Here is a 15,466-nt window from a genome sequence, read left to right on the forward strand (position 1 = left end):
GAGCAGTCTTTTTAAGGCTAAGTGATTAAAACCGAGGCGAGTGTACTCGCCTCTTCTTAATGCTTCAAGGAAAAAGCAAACGTTTCCGTTAGGTAATTAGTTCCCTAGACGGTAGTTCGGTGCTTCCTTAGTAATTTGAACATCGTGTACATGAGACTCTTGCATACCAGCACCAGAGATACGTACAAATTCAGCTTTCGTACGCATATCTTCGATAGTTGCAGAACCAGTTAGACCCATGCTTGAACGTAGACCACCCATTTGTTGGTGTACGATCTCTTTTAGACGGCCTTTGTATGCGATACGACCTTCGATACCTTCTGGTACTAGCTTGTCCGCTGCGTTGTCAGACTGGAAGTAACGGTCAGAAGAACCTTGAGACATAGCACCAAGAGAACCCATGCCGCGGTAAGACTTGTAAGAACGGCCATTGTATAGAATTACTTCACCCGGCGCTTCTTCAGTACCAGCAAACATAGAACCAACCATCACACATGATGCGCCAGCTACGATTGCTTTACAGATATCACCTGAGAAACGGATACCACCGTCAGCAATAACCGGAATACCATAATCATTAGCCACTTCTGCCGCATCTGCGATTGCAGTGATTTGTGGAACTCCTACACCCGTTACAATACGAGTTGTACAGATAGAACCAGGGCCGATACCAACTTTCACTGCGCTTACGCCAGCTTCGATTAGTGCTTTAGCACCAGCACCTGTTGCTACGTTACCACCGATGATGTCTAGATCTGGGTAAGCTGCACGTGTTTCGCGAATGCGGTTTAGAACACCTTCAGAATGTCCGTGTGAAGAGTCGATAAGTAGAACGTCAACGCCTGCTTCAACTAGAGCAGCAACACGCTCTTCGTTACCAGCGCCAGCACCAACGGCTGCGCCAACACGTAGGCGACCACGCTCATCTTTACATGCGTTTGGTTTACGTTCTGCTTTGTGGAAGTCTTTCGCAGTAATCATACCGGTTAGTTGGAACTCATCATTCACAACCAATACTTTCTCTACACGAGCTTCGTGCATTTTCTCTTGCACTTCTTCTCGTGTTGCACCTTCTTTAACTGCTGCCAACTTCTCTTTTGGCGTCATTACTGAAGATACTTTCTTAGAAAGGTCCGTCACAAAACGAACGTCACGACCAGTGATAATACCAACAAGCTCATTGCTCTCAGTGACAACAGGGAAACCTGCAAAACCATGCTTTTCAGTGAGTGCAACAACATCAGCGATGGTCGCGTCAGGGTTTACAGTAACCGCGTCAGTCACCATACCAGCTTCGAACTTCTTAACTTTACGAACTTCGGCTGCCTGCTGCTCAATAGACATGTTCTTGTGGATAAAGCCAATGCCACCCTCTTGCGCTAGCGCAATCGCTAGACGAGCTTCAGTAACAGTGTCCATAGACGCTGAAATCATTGGGATGTTTAGGGTGATGTTCTTAGTTAGCTGAGTGCGAAGATCAGCTGTGTTTGGGAGAACGGTGGAGTGTGCTGGCACAAGTAGTACGTCATCGAATGTCAGCGCTTCTTTGGCAATTCTTAGCATTTGCAATATCTCACAATTAGAGGAGTAAAAAGAACAATCCAATCTCATCGTTTCGCATAATGAGGGTAACCTGTGTTAGCAACAAGCTACATTTGGATTAGATATTGCGGAGGGATTATACGGTTAACGCAATCGCTTGACCACAAATTTTTTAATTTTTTTCTTGCAATTACCCCCTTGCTATGTATTATATTGCCGCTAATTTCCATACTCACGTCTAAGAGATTAGCTGTGCTCTCCAAGACCAATCAAAACATCTTTACTGTTTCTCGTCTCAACGCAGAAGTTCGTTTACTCCTTGAAAACGAAATGGGGATCGTTTGGCTCGTCGGAGAGATATCCAACTTTTCAGCTCCTGTCTCTGGTCACTGGTACCTCACTCTTAAAGACTCTCGCGCTCAAGTTAAATGTGCCATGTTTCGTGGTAACAATCGCCGCGTTACTTTCAAACCCGCTAACGGTAATCAAGTCCTAGTAAAAGCTCGTCTGTCTCTTTATGAGCCTCGCGGTGACTACCAATTGATCATCGAAAGCATGCAACCGGAAGGTGATGGCCGTCTTCAACAAGAGTTTGAAGAGCTGAAAATGAAGCTTGCAGCAGAAGGGTTGTTCGCGCAAATCAATAAGCAATCTTTGCCTGAGCACCCTAAACGTGTTGGCGTCATCACATCGAAAACTGGTGCCGCGCTTTACGATATCTTAGACGTATTGAAACGTCGTGATCCTTCCCTACCTGTTGTGATTTATCCGACAGTGGTACAAGGTGAGGACGCAGCCATTCAAATTGCACAAGCCATTGGTCGCGCTAACAGCCGTGATGAATGTGATGTACTAATTGTGGGCCGAGGTGGTGGTTCATTAGAAGACTTATGGTGCTTTAACAACGAGATATTAGCTCGCACGATTGCAGCAAGCCAAATTCCTATTATTAGCGCCGTTGGACATGAAGTTGACGTGACAATAGCTGATTTTGTCGCCGACGTACGCGCGCCTACTCCATCAGCAGCCGCTGAGCTAGTAAGCCGTGATAACAGCCACAAAGATCAAGCTTTAGTTACCCGCCAGCATAAGTTAGCGAGCGCGATGCGTTACTACCTAGCACAACAAAAGCAGCAATCTGCTCAATTAGTGCACCGTCTAGAGAGACAGCACCCAAGCTATCGCTTGCAACGTCAGACGCAACAGTTAGATGAGTTGGACATGCGCTTACAGCGAGCGATGAGTCGTTTTATTGCCTTGCGTCAACAGCGAATCGAGCGTCAACATTATCGGCTGCAATTAAATTCTCCTGTAACACGCCTTGCCGAGCAGAAGTCGAAGCTAGAACGTGTTGAGCAAAAGCTCATGGATGCAATGGATCGCAAATTACTGACTATGCGCCATCAACTCGCGATTGCCGCAGAAAAGTTGGACACCGTCAGCCCACTAGCGACATTGAAACGAGGTTACTCAATTACTCAAACTGAGCAAGGAAAAGTAATTACGCAATCTTCAGATGTAAAATCGGGAGATGTATTGATTACTCGATTAGCCGAAGGCGACGTTCGCTCTACCGTTAACTGAATACAAACTCTGGTTAACTGATTTTCTGGAACTCAAATCGGACACGTGATTTTGACTTGAGTTCATTACACACATTGCAAAAGTAACTCGCAGCACCGCATGCTTGCAGCTTCTCCAGCTCCGCCTCACAATCAGGGCAAAAACCTACTTTTTTAAAATCCGATTCACACTGTGCACAATGGTATTGTCCTGTCCATTCCAGTTCGACATTGCAAGTCGGGCAAATGTTCTGCTGCATATCCCGTTCCTCTCTCTAAACTAAGCAATTTCGAGTAACGCATGCTACTCAAAATAACGAACAAGTATGTTGATCTTCATCACCGCCCCAACAAGTTTCACGAGGCGTTAACCATACTTGATACGTAGGATCTTATACTGATCGTCTGATATTTACTCCTTGATCAGCGATCACCCCTTAAAAGAATATTTATATAACCACACACCGAAAGCATAAGTTACATATTCTGCATTCCAATTTAAGACAGAATAAAAAACCTTAGAGAGATTTAATTAAACGAAAAATCAGAATTTAATAAAAAGATCTTATTCAAAAAGCAGTGTTTACATTGGTGTGCATTTCGATAGTTTGAGCGTCGAGCTCAACGAGTTTAACTTGGATAAAAGCAAACTCATTTAAATGGCTCGCATGCGTTCCACCACAAGGGATTACCGCTAATTGACCTTCCCCTAAATCGCACTTCCAATAGCGAGAATCCGTTAATCTATCGCCGTGGCATTCCATGGTGATCATCGCATCTCTTTGAAGCCATTCAACCAGTTGGCCATTCACTTTTTCTGCAATCGCCTGGAGGTCATTCAGCATATCTGCACTGTTTAATCCTCTTTTACGGAGTGTTTTGCCTAAACGGTACGTATCGAGGCACTTGTCTGGAGTGACATAACTCGTGACTTGCGCATAGCTATTAAAGTCATAATAACCATGTGGGTCTTTGCGGTCTGCGTCTTTTCGCCAATAGTCTTCCGCTAGTACTTTATTCAACGCCAAATACGCTAAGTGTCCTGCTGTGTGGCCTCGACTCAAAGCATTTTGATAGTCTTTATCTACCGCTAATGTTACCAAGTCATTAATTGCAAATGATTCCGTACGTGATAAAACATGCACGACGACAAACACCCAACCTTCAGCATCACGCTTTACAGGGATGTCACTACCCACATACAAAGCACCACTCTCCTGCTCCACTGCTCCAACTTGGCAATCTACTACGTCATGCTCAGCCCCATTCACCTTCAACGTTCCTTTGTCTGCAGGGTGATCCGGCCATATGTGACTAACGGGATGGAACGGCGTGACATCTGTAATAACGTAAGTCACTTCTTCCGTAGATTGAACGAGCTGTATTTGTGCTTCTAATTGCCATGTTTGATGACAAAAACGAGTCTTTGTTGCTGTGATAGTCATTTTTACGATTACTTTTGATAAAAAAATACCCAAGTAGAAACTTGGGTATTCGAATTTCATTATTTATTGCGGTTTTTCACCATCGACATCATACGCTTACGTTTACGCTCTTGTGATAGCGTAAGCTTATTCGTACGGTTCTCGTATGGGTTATCACTGTTGTGGAAGTTAATGCGAATCGGTGTTCCCATAATTTCCAGAGACTTACGGAAGTAGTTCATCAGATAACGTTTATACGAATCTGGTAATTCACGAACCATGTTACCGTGGATAACAACGATCGGTGGGTTGTAACCACCTGCGTGTGCGTATTTGAGTTTGATACGACGACCACGAACCATTGGCGGCTGGTGATCATCCACTGCCATCTTCATGATACGCGTCAGTACTGACGTACCCACACGCGTTGTCGCCGAGTTATATGCTTCTTGAATAGATTCAAATAAGTGACCAACGCCAGTACCGTGCAGCGCAGAGATAAAGTGGATACGCGCGAAATCGACGAATCCTAGACGGCGGTCCAGTTCTTTCTTCACGCTTTCTTTCACGTCACTGTCTAGACCATCCCACTTGTTAACGGCGATGACAATTGAGCGGCCAGCATTCAGTGCAAAACCAAGCAAGCTTAGGTCTTGGTCTGAAATATTTTCACGTGCATCAATCACCAGTAGAACGACGTTTGCATCTTCTACCGCTTTCAGCGTCTTAACAACAGAGAACTTTTCAACCGTTTCATTGATACGACCACGACGACGAACACCTGCGGTGTCAATTAGTACGTATTCGCGTCCATCACGTTCCATCGGGATGTAGATAGAATCGCGCGTTGTACCTGGCATATCGTATACAACCACACGTTCTTCACCCAGAATACGGTTAGTCAGTGTCGATTTGCCTACGTTAGGACGACCGATGATCGCCAACTTAATCGGCTGCTCTTGAAGGCGTTTGAATTCAGCTTCTGCGTCTTCTTCAGTGTAATCTTCAACAAGAGGCTCTTCGTCTTCGAATCCAGTCAGGTCTTCAATCTCACCTTCTTCAGATTCACTTGTTAGTAGATCATCAAAGAATGGAGATAAAGCACGCTCAAGCAAAGCGGTCACACCACGGCCATGAGCGGCCGCAATCTGGTACATATCATCCACGCCGAGCTGCCAAAAGTCAGCACACGCCGCATCGGCATCAATACCATCGATTTTGTTTACTACCAGCATCGCTGGCTTTTCAATTTTACGCAGATGCGCAGCAATTGCTTCATCTGAAGGTGTCAGACCAGCACGACCGTCAACAAGGAACAATACAACATCAGCCTCATCAATCGCGGCTAATGACTGTTCTGCCATCTTTGTTTCCACGCCTTCTTCTGTGCCATCGATACCACCAGTATCAATCACAATGAATTCGTGCTCTTCACCAAGTCTCGCCTGGCCATATTTACGGTCTCGCGTTAGGCCTGGAAAGTCCGCAACCAACGCGTCACGAGTGCGAGTCAATCGGTTAAATAGTGTAGATTTACCTACGTTCGGACGCCCTACTAGAGCTACAACAGGTACCATAACAACCTCTACAATAATCTTTCTTCTGTAGTTATAGGTAACGACTTGCTCGATGCCAAATCAAACCAGCTTTTTACCTATAACCACGTCAGGGTTAATAAATTCAAACAACAAAACGGCTCCTAGCTGTCACCAGCCAGGAGCCGAATGTGAATTATATCACGATATTATTCGTTAATGGTTAGTTTCTTTACATCGCCGTTGCGAGTTGTAATCACATAACCATCCGACAATAACGTCGGGCCAACTGCCAAGCCACTATCATCGACAAACTGCTGCGCAACAAATTCGCCCGTTGAACGATCCATCCAGTGAAGGTAACCAAGCGTGTCACCGACAACGAGATAATTGCCAACAATAACTGGCGCTGTAAGTTGTCGGTGCTCAAGCAAGCTGTTTTCCCACAACTCAGTTCCGCTTCGTGAATCAACGGCAACAACATGATCTTTTTCCGTTATCACAAAGATGCGACTACCATCTGTAGAAATGTCTGTCGCAGATGAGTAATTACGCTTCCAAATCGGGTTCGCTGAACGCAAGTCAATGGCGATAAGTTGACCATTGTATCCAATGGTGAAAAGAGTACCGCCTAGCACAATTGGCGATGAATCAACGTCAACCAAACGATCAATTTCTGTCGCGCCTTTTGGCGTACCAACAGGCTGTTGCCAAATCAACTGACCACGCTCAACGATAGCAGCTGCGAGTCGGCCATTTGCCGTTCCCCAAAATACACCGCCGCCAATTGCAGTCGGAGTACTGTCGCCACGTAAAGTTAAGTTCGGCACTTCTGTACTCAATGCCCAGCGTTGCTCACCTGTACTCTCATTAAGGGCAATCAACATGCCTCGGCTAGTATTGATGATAATAAGGCCTGAATCTGCAACTGGCTTCGCCAGTACCTCACCACCAACTTTTACACGCCAAACAATTTCACCTGTTTCTTGGTCAAGAGAGATGACTTCACCATTCTCAGAGCCAATGTAAAGGTTTCCGTATGCCGCTGTGATACCACCAGAGAGACGAGCAATGACATCTTCTTCTAGGTCCGTTTGCCAACGTTGTTTACCGTTTTCAGGATCCAGCGCTTTTACTAAGCCATCACGACTTGCCACGAACAATGTATCATTCGCAAATACAGGGGATAGTTTTGAAAAGTAATGACCAACACCATCGCCAACCGATGTGCTCCACTCACTACTGGTTGTAAACTGACTGTCTACCTGAGGTAGTGGCGCCATTACAATGGTGTCTTTCTCACCTGCACAACCGGCAAGTACTCCCATTGTTAACGCCCCTAGCAAGGCTTTCTTAAAGACTCTTTTCATCCAATGCGGTCCTTATTTCGCCAGATCGTCCAATTTCATTTGTAGTGTCGGGCTTGCATCTGCCGCTTGCTGAGCTTCAGTATACGCAGCGTACGCAGCATCTTTGTCACCTTGGCGAATCGCAATATCGCCACGAAGTTCAGCAATACGACCTGTCCATGCTGTATCAGTGACGTTACTTAGCTCTGCCGTTGCAGCGTCGAAGTTACCCATTTCCGTCTCAATACGCGCAATGCGGTAACTAATCAATGGTAACAACGCAGCATCTTGAGTGTGGCTTTGCGCCCACTTCAGTTGCTCCAATGCAGCAGAAAGGTCTTGAGCTTCAACTTGTGCTTTAGCAAGTTGTAGCGCAGCCAATACTGAATATTCTTTTACTTCATTTGACTCAATGAAAGCTTTCACGTCAGCTTGAGCATCAGTGCCTTTGTCTTGCAAAGCATTCATTGCTGTCGTGTAGCTTTGAGAAGCTGCTTCACTCGCCTGAATCACAGAATCCTGGTAGTAACGCCAGCCGAATAGACCACCTAAACCAACAACCGCACCGATGATGACGGCTTTGCCGTTTTCCTTCCACCAGTCTTTAATGGCTTCAACTTGTTGTTCTTCAGTATCGTAAAGTTCCACTTCCTGTCCTCTTAAAACATGTAAATGGCAGCTTAGCTGCCATTGTTCCTATTTCGTTTAAAGGCTCCACATTTGGGAGCCTTAGCTTACGAACTAGGATGTAATTTTGTTAGATTACTAAAAGACTTAAATCAGTGCTGCGATCTTTTCTGCAACTTCTGCTTGGTTGTAAGTCTCTTGCTCACCACCAGCTAAGTCTTTCAGTACTACGGTATTATCCGCAACTTCGTTTTCGCCCAGAACCAATGCTACAACAGCACCAACTTTGTCTGCGCGTTTAAACTGTTTCTTGAAGTTACCGCCACCGAAGTGATTCATCACACGAACGCCTGGAACAGACTCGCGAAGCTGTTCTGCTAGCTTCATTCCTGCCATCATGGTGCCTTCACCCGCTGTGACTACGTACACGTCAACACTGCGACGAACGTCTGTCAGTTCCAACGTTTCTAGCATCAGTACTAGACGCTCTAGGCCCATTGCAAAGCCAACCGCTGGTGTTGGTTTACCACCTAATTGCTCTACAAGGCCATCGTAACGACCACCGCCACATACAGTGCCTTGAGCACCTAGGCTCTCAGTGATCCACTCAAATACCGTGCGATTGTAGTAATCCAGACCACGAACTAGACGTTCGTTAACTGTGTATTTGATACCTGCGGCGTCTAAAAGTTCACATAGACCTGCGAAGTGTGCTTTAGACTCTTCACCCAAGTAATCTGAAAGGCGAGGTGCATCACCTAAAATAGCTTGAACGTCTGGGTTCTTCGTATCCAGAACACGCAGTGGATTTGTGTGCATGCGACGCTTACAATCTTCGTCTAGCACATCAATATGTTGCTCAAGGAATGCAACCAGTGCAGTACGGTAGTCTGCGCGGTCTTCTTGAGAACCGATAGAGTTCAGCTCAAGACGGACATGCTCATTGATACCTAGCTCACGCCATAGACGCGCCGTCATCATGATAAGCTCTGCATCAACATCTGGACCATTTAGACCAAACACCTCAACACCACACTGGTGGAATTGACGGTAACGACCTTTCTGCGGACGTTCATGGCGGAACATAGGCCCCATGTACCACAGACGCTGTTCATCACGGTTGATCAGGCTGTTTTGGATACATGAACGTACACAACCCGCCGTACCTTCTGGGCGAAGTGTTAGGCTGTCGCCGTTACGGTCATCAAAAGTGTACATTTCTTTTGAAACGACGTCTGTTTCTTCACCAACAGCGCGGCTGAATAGGTTTGTTTCTTCAACGATTGGCATGCGCACTTCGTTATAACCGTATGCGCTAATTACATTTTTCACTGTGTTTTCTAATTTTTGCCACAGTGGCGACTGAGTTGGGAGGCAATCGTTCATGCCTCGAATTGCTTGAATTGTTTTTGCCACAATACTTACCGTAATTCTCGTTGAGATTAATCTTGTACTTTAACTTCGATGCGGTTTTCGCCATTCATCATAGCTGCTTTCGCACGGATCTTAGCTTCTAGCTTATTCACAAGGTCATCGTTATCAAAGCGCTCTTTCTGGCGTTTACCATCTTCGTAGAATGCGCTCTTCTTGTTACTACCTGCTAGGCCTAAGTGAGAAACTTCTGCTTCACCAGGGCCGTTTACCACACAACCGATGATAGACACATCCATTGGCGTGATGATGTCTTCTAAACGTTGCTCCAGTGCATTCACCGTACCAATCACATCGAATTCTTGGCGTGAGCAGCTTGGGCACGCAATAAAGTTGATGCCTCGAGAGCGAATGCGCAGAGATTTAAGGATGTCAAAACCGACTTTGATTTCTTCAACTGGATCGGCAGCCAAAGAGATACGCAGCGTATCGCCTATCCCTTCAGATAACAGCATACCTAAGCCAACAGATGACTTAACAGCGCCAGCTCGAGCACCACCCGCCTCTGTGATACCTAAATGAAGAGGCTGATCGATTTTCTTCGCCAGCAGACGATATGAATCCACCGCAAGAAAAACGTCTGAAGCTTTCACGCTAACTTTAAATTGGTCAAAGTTAAGACGATCGAGATGATCTACGTGACGCATCGCCGATTCAACCAAGGCTTCTGGCGTAGGCTCACCGTATTTCATCTGTAGATCTTTTTCCAAAGATCCACCATTGACACCAATACGGATCGGGATATTTTTATCGCGAGCGCAATCAACAACAGCGCGAATGCGCTCTTCATTGCCGATGTTACCTGGGTTGATACGTAAACAGTCAACTCCGTACTCCGCCACTTTCAGCGCGATACGATAGTCGAAATGAATATCAGCCACTAATGGTACAGAAACTTGCTGTTTAATCAGTTTGAAAGCTTCTGCTGCGTCCATCGTAGGTACAGAAACTCGAACGATATCTGCGCCGACTTTTTCTAGTGCTCGGATTTGAGCGACTGTCGCTTCTACGTCAGTCGTGCGAGTGTTAGTCATTGACTGTACTGCAATTGGCGCACCATCACCAATTGGCACATCACCCACATAAATACGCGTCGATTTACGACGAATAATTGGAGATTCGTGTTGCATAATTTTTTATAACGGTAGAGTGAATCTAGCTACTTTGCCTGAAGTATACCCAGAAAGGTCGACAGGTTCACTTGCAAATGTCATTGTAACCCCTTCCGGTGCGCCTAATATCACTTTAAATGGCGCTTTTCCGGTAAGTTCTACATCTTGTCCTGGCTTATGAGTACCACTTACCAGCGTTTTACCATTGGTGTCTTTTACTTGAATCCAACAGTCCGCTTTAAACTTCATAGTAAGAAGTGTCATGCCTTCAGGTACTACTGGCGCAGGCTGTTCCTCTTCCGCCGCTTCAATCACGGCAACAGGTTCTTCAGAATCTACGCTTGTTGTATTTTCAGTTTCAGTCAGCAAAGGATCCGCCCCTTGCTCAACGGGTGCTTCAGTCAATTCAGCAACACCTTCATTAGTTGAAGCCACTTCTTCAGGAGTGCTTGCGATTAACTCTTCAGCCGTCATCAAATCGATATCAGCTAATTCTTGAGCTGTGGGCTGCGGCGCTTCAACACTTGAATCCGTTACTTCCTTAGTTAGGCTATTCTCTTGTTGGTTTTGCCACCACCATGCAGCTGAAATGCCAATAATGACTAGCCCGATAACCCAAGTAAGGAGCATAATACGGCTATTGTGCTTCTCGTCTTTTGTCTTACGAGAGAAGCTTTGCATTTCAATTTCTTGCTCTTGAGGCTGAGCATCGGCAGTCTGCTCTAACGCCGTCAAAACCACCTTCTCATCAAGACCTACGAATTTAGCGTAAGAGCGTAAGTAACCACGCGTAAATGTCGCGACTTGTTGAGATTCAAATCGGTTATTTTCAATATCTTCAATCACAGAAATGCGAAGCCTCAGGCGGTCGGCAACTTGCTTTTGGCTCATTCCCAAGGATTCACGTTTGTTTTTCAGTAATGTGCCAGCTTCAATAGAGAGTGGCACTTCATTCGTATTTTCGTGTTCTGTCATAATGGCGGTATTTAATCTGTTTTAGTGGCTAACGTGGTCATGTATTTTCGTTATTGTTCTTAAGCCTCTTTAAAGATAGCTAGCCAAAACGCGTTAACCAAAAATAATAATTTTAAGAAACTCTCAGCGATCTGAGTGCGAATACCCGTTTTGCAAAAATCAGCAAAACGTATGTGAGAAAGTGCTGAGAATTATCGGTGTCATCGTTAGTGTTACATATCATGATAAGCGAATGCGCAACGAAGACAAAAACTCTTTACACTCAAACTAACAGATAGCTCAAGCTTTTGTCCAAACTTTGACAAAGGAATTCGAAATTATACCCAAATAACCTTAGGTTGAAGAGTGATAGTCCCAAATCTTGGCGAAAATGTCCTAAACAATAAACAAAATAGCCAGAGCGAATGGCTCTGGCTATTTTTGAATTCCGGTCGTTTATACAGCTTTCACTTCAATGGTATCGGCACCGCGTGACGCTTTCAGCATTGCCGTACGTTTAGTTCGGTCAATTACATCACCGACCAACTGACCACATGCGGCATCAATGTCATCACCACGTGTTTTACGAACCGTAACTGTGTGCTCGTATTGCATCAATGTTTTTTGGAAGCGATCAATACGTGAGTTACTTGGTTTCTTGTAAGGTGAACCTGGGTACGGGTTAAACGGAATCAAGTTAATCTTACATGGTGTGTCTTTCATCAATTCAGCCAGCTCGCGTGCATGGTCCATGTCATCGTTCACATGATCAAGCAACACGTACTCGACTGTTACCTTGCCACGGTTTGCATTCGATGAAGCAATGTAACGACGAACGGATGCTAGGAAATCTTGAATATCCCAACGATCGTTAATTGGCATGATTTCACTACGCAGCTTATCGTTTGGCGCATGAAGAGAGATCGCTAACGCAACGTCGATTTTGCCCGTCATCTGATCAAGACCAGAAACCACACCTGATGTTGATACGGTTACGCGACGCTTCGACAAACCAAAGCCAAGGTCATCCAGCATTAACTCCAATGCAGGAATCAAGTTCTTCATATTAAGAAGCGGCTCACCCATGCCCATCATCACGACGTTCGTAATTGGGCGACGGCCTGTTTCTTTCTCAAGACCAATTTCACGTGCAGCACGCCACACCTGACCGATGATCTCTGAAACTTTCAAGTTACGGTTAAAGCCCTGCTGTGCTGTTGAGCAGAACTTACATTCCAATGCACAACCTACTTGAGAAGATACACAAAGCGTTGCGCGATCATCTTCTGGAATGTAAACCGTTTCTACATCCTGATCACCAACCTTCATTGCCCACTTGATCGTGCCGTCTGAAGAATGCTGAGCTTCTGCTACAGTTGGTGCTTTAATTTCACACTTGTGTAAAAGCTTTTCGCGCAGCTTCTTGTTGATGTTTGTCATTTTTTCGAAGTCATCTACACCGAAATGGTAGATCCACTTCATAACCTGATCGGCACGAAACGCTTTCTCGCCAAGTTCTTCCGCGAAAAACTGACGCATGCCTTTGCGATCAAAGTCGAGTAGATTGATTTTTTCAGTGGTCATGTTGCCTCTCAATGACTGAAACAAGAATAAGGGCGCGAATTGTACAGCCTTTATGCAGCTACAACAAGGGGTGTAAGACCCTGAGTTTGCTAAGGCATTAAAATAAAAACGATTAAATTTTAATCAGACTTTGCGGTGAGAATAATGATTAGACAACCGACAGCAAAAGCGTAGAAGTGGTGCAGAGAAAGCAGTGAGAAGAAACACACGTAACTAAGCTTTCCCCCTGTAAGGTGCTCAGATTAGCCAACGTCTTCGCGAGTACTTACGAATGAACTCGCCGATGAAATGGAGAACACGGAATAAAAAACCTCGGACAAATCCGAGGTTGTTACGAACTAGATCATCACGCAAAAGTGATGCATGAACGAGTTAGCGAGAGAAAACTTCTGATTCAGGGAAGAAAAACTCAATTTCACGAGCGGCAGACTCAGGGCTATCGGAACCATGAACTGAATTGTGACGCATGCTGAGTGCGTAATCAGCACGCAAAGTGCCACATGCCGCGTCCTCTGGGTTGGTTTTACCCATTAGCTCGCGGTAACGTGCAATCGCATTTTCACCTTCCAATACCTGAACCATAATAGGACCAGATGTCATGAACTCTTTTAGAGGAGGGAAAAACTCTTTACCTTCATGCTCTGCATAAAAGCCGCTTGCCTGATCTTCTGTCAGGTGAACCATTTTGGCAGCGATGATACGTAGGCCAGCCTTTTCAATACGATTGTAGATTTCACCAATTAGGTTTCGCTCTACAGCATCAGGCTTAATGATTGAAAATGTTCTTTCTAGAGCCATAAAATTTCCTTTCTGTACTTGTAATAATAGTTGTGCTTTTAAAGTGACTTACTGGGTAAGAGCAGCACTCAAACAAGAGAGTGCTGCAATCAATCTTATTTTCCAGCTTGCTCATTGAGGAAACGAGCAAGTGTACGAACACCCATACCCGTTGCTCCCGCAGCCCATTTATCAGAAGCGGCTTTACGATACGTACCCGCACAGTCGAAATGTAACCAGCCTTTTTTGTAGTCCTCAACGAAGTAAGACAAGAATGCAGCTGCAGTACTTGCACCTGGAGAATAATCACCAGAGCTGATATTCGATAAATCGGCAAAATTAGATGGCAACATTTCTCGATGGAAATCAGCAAGTGGTAGCGGCCACAAGCCTTCTTTTTCCTGGTTTGCCGCCGTAAGCGCTTGATGCGATAGCTCATCATCAAAGCTCATTAGCGCATGGTAATCGTTACCTAACGCATTCTTCGCTGCGCCTGTTAGCGTCGCGCAGTCAATAATTAACTCAGGCTTTTGCTCACTGGCGTAGATAAGACCGTCGGCAAGCACCAAACGACCTTCCGCGTCGGTATTCATAATCTCAACGGTTTTGCCGTTTTTGTAAGTGATGATGTCGCCAAGCTTAAGGGCACGGCCAGAAACCATGTTCTCAGCACAACACAAGATCAGTTTTACGCGCTTGTTTAAACCGCGCAAGATAGCTAATCCTAGGCCACCAGTGATAGTACCCGAGCCACCCATATCAGCTTTCATTGCACTCATGAAGTTAGAAGGCTTCAAGCTGTAACCACCGGAATCAAAGGTGATGCCTTTACCCACAAGACATGCGAATACAGGTGCGTTTTCGTCACCTGTTGGGTTGTAGTCTAACTGAAGCATCGCAGAAGTACGCTCAGAACCACGGCCTACTGCGTAAATACCTTCCCAACCTTCTGCCAACAAGTCTTTGTCTTTGACGATACGAGCTGTCACCGTGCCTTTCGGCGCAACTGATTTGATGAATTCAGCAGCCATTGTCGCTAGCTGACGAGGAGCAACTTCTTCTGCCGTTTTGTTGATAATATCGCGGGTAAAATCAGTCGAAGTAATACGAGCTTGAAGCTCTGCTTGATCTTCATCAGACAATGCTGCCCACTCAACTGAGCCATGTTTTTTAGGGTTACGGAACCCTTGGTGGAAAGCCCATACGCTCTCTAGATCCCAGTTATCACCAGAAAGAAAAATAGAACGAATTCCTTGGCCATCTAGCTGACGAGCTGCACGTTGAATTGCGCCGAGATCATGACCTTCACCTAAGTGAATAGTTGCGCCGTTTTCAGCGAATGAAAGCAGTGCTTTTTCACCCCAATGTGGTGCTGCCGACTCTTGACTTAAAAATACAGACATCTGTGTAGACATGGTTTCTCCTTGTCTTATAGCAGCGTTGCCTACGCTGCTTCTTTTTAATAACTCACGGATGTTAGCATTATGTAGGGCAAAAATGTCAATTGGATAAAAAAACGGACCTAAAGGTCCGCTTTTTTTAGTAAGAATTGTTAACTAGGCTGTGTTT

Annotated in this window: 13 protein-coding genes; 1 reads left to right on the forward strand and 12 read right to left on the reverse strand. The window is 45.3% G+C overall.

Annotation, left to right across the window (positions count from 1 at the left end; all coding sequences use genetic code 11):
* Positions 1-96: 96 nt before the first annotated feature.
* A complete protein-coding gene (gene guaB, locus R7Q47_RS16570) occupies positions 97-1,563 on the reverse strand; it encodes an IMP dehydrogenase (protein ID WP_042521181.1) in 1,467 nt (488 codons plus the stop codon).
* A 231-nt stretch (positions 1,564-1,794) separates the two neighbouring features.
* Between guaB and xseA the strand changes: the two genes are divergently transcribed.
* On the forward strand, positions 1,795-3,126 hold the full coding sequence (gene xseA, locus R7Q47_RS16575) for an exodeoxyribonuclease VII large subunit (protein WP_017633909.1): 1,332 nt from the start codon (positions 1,795-1,797) through the stop codon (positions 3,124-3,126).
* 13 nt (positions 3,127-3,139) lie between these two features.
* Here the strand turns inward: xseA and R7Q47_RS16580 are convergent, their stop codons facing one another.
* From R7Q47_RS16580 to pepB, 11 genes are all read right to left on the reverse strand, one after another.
* On the reverse strand, positions 3,140-3,364 hold the full coding sequence (locus R7Q47_RS16580) for a zinc ribbon domain-containing protein (RefSeq protein WP_012842112.1): 225 nt from the start codon (positions 3,362-3,364) through the stop codon (positions 3,140-3,142).
* 309 nt (positions 3,365-3,673) lie between these two features.
* Positions 3,674-4,549 carry an alanyl-tRNA editing protein gene (locus R7Q47_RS16585; protein WP_115386389.1) on the reverse strand — a complete coding sequence of 292 codons (876 nt, stop codon included), beginning with the start codon at positions 4,547-4,549 and terminating at the stop codon, positions 3,674-3,676.
* Positions 4,550-4,608: 59 nt separating this feature from the next.
* Positions 4,609-6,105, reverse strand: a complete 1,497-nt coding sequence (der, locus tag R7Q47_RS16590; RefSeq protein WP_017820569.1) for a ribosome biogenesis GTPase Der — start codon at positions 6,103-6,105, stop codon at positions 4,609-4,611.
* A 167-nt stretch (positions 6,106-6,272) separates the two neighbouring features.
* Positions 6,273-7,433 carry an outer membrane protein assembly factor BamB gene (bamB, locus tag R7Q47_RS16595; RefSeq protein ID WP_005381696.1) on the reverse strand — a complete coding sequence of 387 codons (1,161 nt, stop codon included), beginning with the start codon at positions 7,431-7,433 and terminating at the stop codon, positions 6,273-6,275.
* A gap of 12 nt (positions 7,434-7,445) precedes the next feature.
* A complete protein-coding gene (locus tag R7Q47_RS16600; protein ID WP_222712435.1) occupies positions 7,446-8,060 on the reverse strand; it encodes a YfgM family protein in 615 nt (204 codons plus the stop codon).
* Positions 8,061-8,186: 126 nt separating this feature from the next.
* Positions 8,187-9,455 carry a histidine--tRNA ligase gene (hisS, locus tag R7Q47_RS16605; protein ID WP_005381698.1) on the reverse strand — a complete coding sequence of 423 codons (1,269 nt, stop codon included), beginning with the start codon at positions 9,453-9,455 and terminating at the stop codon, positions 8,187-8,189.
* Between the two features lie 26 nt (positions 9,456-9,481).
* Positions 9,482-10,600 carry a flavodoxin-dependent (E)-4-hydroxy-3-methylbut-2-enyl-diphosphate synthase gene (gene ispG / locus R7Q47_RS16610; RefSeq protein ID WP_005381699.1) on the reverse strand — a complete coding sequence of 373 codons (1,119 nt, stop codon included), beginning with the start codon at positions 10,598-10,600 and terminating at the stop codon, positions 9,482-9,484.
* Between the two features lie 6 nt (positions 10,601-10,606).
* Positions 10,607-11,557: a cytoskeleton protein RodZ gene (gene rodZ, locus R7Q47_RS16615; RefSeq protein ID WP_005383707.1), complete on the reverse strand. Its 951-nt coding sequence runs from the start codon at positions 11,555-11,557 to the stop codon at positions 10,607-10,609.
* Between the two features lie 435 nt (positions 11,558-11,992).
* Positions 11,993-13,120, reverse strand: coding sequence for a bifunctional tRNA (adenosine(37)-C2)-methyltransferase TrmG/ribosomal RNA large subunit methyltransferase RlmN (locus R7Q47_RS16620; protein ID WP_017633913.1), 1,128 nt, complete (start codon positions 13,118-13,120; stop codon positions 11,993-11,995).
* A gap of 372 nt (positions 13,121-13,492) precedes the next feature.
* A complete protein-coding gene (gene ndk, locus R7Q47_RS16625; RefSeq protein ID WP_005381702.1) occupies positions 13,493-13,918 on the reverse strand; it encodes a nucleoside-diphosphate kinase in 426 nt (141 codons plus the stop codon).
* A 95-nt stretch (positions 13,919-14,013) separates the two neighbouring features.
* Positions 14,014-15,312, reverse strand: coding sequence for an aminopeptidase PepB (gene pepB / locus R7Q47_RS16630; protein ID WP_206954192.1), 1,299 nt, complete (start codon positions 15,310-15,312; stop codon positions 14,014-14,016).
* Positions 15,313-15,466: the final 154 nt, after the last annotated feature.

The organism is Vibrio sp. Vb0349, assembly GCF_033338975.1.